Raw genomic sequence first — 2,264 nt, 5'->3', positions numbered from 1 at the left:
CGGATAATCAAGCAGGGGATTGTTTGTAGTTATGGCGCTGCTGGTTCAAAAATTCGGTGGCACTTCTGTTGGCAGCGTGGAACGGCTGCAAGCGGTGGCTAAACGGGTGGCCGCCAGCCGGGCAGAAGGTCACGATTTAGTGGTGGTGGTATCAGCCATGGGCCGCACCACCGATGAACTCACAAATCTGGCCAAAGCGGTTAACCCCGATCCCCCCCAGCGGGAACTAGACATGCTTTTGGCCACTGGTGAACAGGTGTCGATCGCCCTATTAGCGATGGCCCTGCAAGCGGAAGGGGTGGCCGCTATCTCAATGACAGGCCCCCAAGTGGGCATCGTTACCGAATCAGCCCACGGCCGCGCCCGCATCTTGGAGGTGCGCACCGATCGGCTGCAACGCAAGTTGCAAGAGGGTTTTGTGGTGGTTGTGGCAGGGTTTCAAGGCACCAGCAGCGGCGGCGGCGGCAGCCAAGAAATCACCACCCTTGGCCGCGGCGGTTCAGACACCTCTGCGGTGGCCCTTGCTGCTGCATTAGGGGCAGAAGCCTGTGAAATTTATACCGATGTGGATGGCGTACTCAGCACTGATCCCCGCAAGGTGCCAGAAGCGCAGCTGATAGCTCAGGTGTCTTGCGACGAAATGCTCGAGTTAGCAAGCCTTGGCGCAGCGGTATTGCATCCAAGGGCGGTGGAAATCGCCCGCAATTACGGCGTACCCCTTGTGGTGAGATCAAGCTGGAGCGAAGCCCCAGGCACCCGTTTATTTAGTAGTGGCGGGCGGCGCCCAATCGGTAATCACGGCTTAGAGCTAGGTAAACCAGTTGATGGCGCTGAACTACTGGAAGGGCAAGCGGTATTGGCCTTAGCCCATGTGCCCCACACACCAGGGATCGCAGCACTTTTATTTGAAGCGTTATCAAATGCCGAGCTAACGGTTGATCTAATCGTTCAAGCCACCCATGAAGGCCAAAGCAACGACATTGCCTTCACTTTGGAAGAAAATGAACTGGAAAGGGCTAGCCAGGTTTGCCGCCAACTACTGGGGGAGAAATGCGAACTCAAGGCTCAAGCGGGCCTTGCAAAATTAAGCATTGCCGGCGCCGGCATCATGGGCCGGCCAGGGGTGGCGGCGAAATTATTTGATGGCCTCAGCCAAGCCGGCATCAGTTTGCGCATGATTGCCACCAGTGAGGTGAAAGTGAGTTGTGTGATCCAAGGGGATCAAGGTGAAAAAGCACTACGCACCACCGCCCAGGCCTTTGGGCTAACGGAAGCGCAACTGCGCCATAACCCAAGCCCCAGCGGCAGTGGTGAACCGGAGGTGCGCGGTGTTGCCCTTGATGTGAATCAGGTGCAGTTAGCAGTGAGCCATGTACCTGATAAGCCGGGCTCTGCAGCTGCACTTTGCAGAGCATTAGCCGATGCTGGCCTCAGCCTCGACACAATCGTGCAATCAGAACGGCAAAGCCAAAGCCCAATGGGCAGCTGTCGCGATATTGCCTTTACCCTGCCCAAAAACGATCATCAACGGGCACTAAAGGCCCTGGGGCAATTAATTAAGCAATGGACTAACGCTGAAATCGTCACAGGGCCTGCCATAGCTCGGGTGAGCGCAGTTGGAGCAGGAATGCCCTGCACCGCTGGCACTGCTGCAAGATTATTTCGTGCCTTAGCTGATGCTGAAATAAATATAGAAATGATCGCCACCAGCGAAATCAGAATCAGTTGCGTGGTGGCGGAAGCAGATGGCGATCGGGCCTTGCAAGCTGTGCATAAAGCATTCGGGCTAGGTAAATGAGCTGGCTGCGCCATCGCCAACAATTACTTTTTACCGCCGCCGTAGATGCAATATTCATTGTTATCGCTGTGCCTTTGATCAGCGAAGCAAGGCATGGTGAACAACTAAATTCAGCAACACAAACGCTTGGCTTAATTTGTAGTTATTGGATTTTAGGTTGGTTATTTGGGAGTTACTCACTGCTGCGTTGGCCCAAATTAAAATGGAATCAATTAGTGCAGAGGGTGGGTTTAAGCGCCCTTGCAACTTTAGTGCTCGCTCTTACCCTCGGTTGGTTGAGTAAAACCACACCCTTGCAGTTACCTTTGCTGCAGCGGGGTAACATCGGCCCATTAATGCTTAGCACTGCATTCGCATCTGTGCTCTTGCGTGCACTGCTGCGTAGATTACAAACGCAGCGATCAAACACATTTCAAATACTAGTAGATCAATCAGAAAAAGATCAAGTAGAAACCGAATGGTTACG

General features: G+C 53.8%; 1 protein-coding gene and 1 pseudogene. Both read left to right on the top strand.

The genetic code is table 11. From position 1 onward, the window contains the following. Window positions 1–31: 31 nt before the first annotated feature. Window positions 32–1,798 carry an aspartate kinase gene (locus AC2JC8_RS10045; RefSeq protein ID WP_484594678.1) on the top strand — a complete coding sequence of 589 codons (1,767 nt, stop codon included), beginning with the start codon at window positions 32–34 and terminating at the stop codon, window positions 1,796–1,798. Then, window positions 1,795–2,264: pseudogene (locus AC2JC8_RS10040) on the top strand (hypothetical protein); the annotation flags it as partial. The gene AC2JC8_RS10045 and the pseudogene AC2JC8_RS10040, both read left to right, overlap by 4 nt.

The organism is Synechococcus sp. (genome assembly GCF_982614295.1).
This window is presented reverse-complemented; position numbering and strand designations above follow the sequence as displayed.